At 68.1% G+C, this 530-nt stretch carries 1 protein-coding gene; it reads left to right on the plus strand.

Annotated elements, in window-relative coordinates:
• A partial coding sequence (locus OR16_RS37535) for a hypothetical protein (protein ID WP_006164402.1) occupies nucleotides 1–530 on the plus strand: 530 nt, incomplete at both ends.

Here is a 530-nt window from a genome sequence, read left to right on the forward strand (position 1 = left end):
ATCTCGCTAGGCCCCGTGGCAACACCCGGCGGCGCGGTGCCGGCGGCCACGCCGGTGGACAACCCGACCACCCCCTGGCAGTTCAACCCGGTCATCGTGGCCACGCCTGCGGCACCCACCACCGGCAGCAGCCAAACCATCGACTGGCACTTCAACGCCAACCTCGGCGGCAATCCGGTCACCGCACCCAACGGCACCACGGACCGCGCGCAATACCTGAACAACAGCCCGGCCACCGCCGTGCTGGCCGGCGTCACGCCCGACAGCCTGCTGGCGCAGCTGCCGGCCGACCTGCGCCCCGGCAAGGTCAGCTTCTACTACGACCCCTACACCGAAGGACAAAAGCTCCAGCAAGCGGCGCTGCAACAGACCGGCCAAGCCAGCTTCGTGAGCGGCCTGGCCTGGGACAGCCAGAACCAGCTCTCGGTCACGGACCAGGAAAAGCTGAGCCTCTACAAGAACGCGGCGGACTACGCCAAGGCGCACAACATCGCGCTAGGCACGGCGCTGACGCAGACGCAGGTCAACGA

It is taken from the genome of Cupriavidus basilensis OR16, assembly GCF_000243095.1.
Classification (GTDB): Bacteria; Pseudomonadota; Gammaproteobacteria; order Burkholderiales; family Burkholderiaceae; genus Cupriavidus; species Cupriavidus basilensis_D.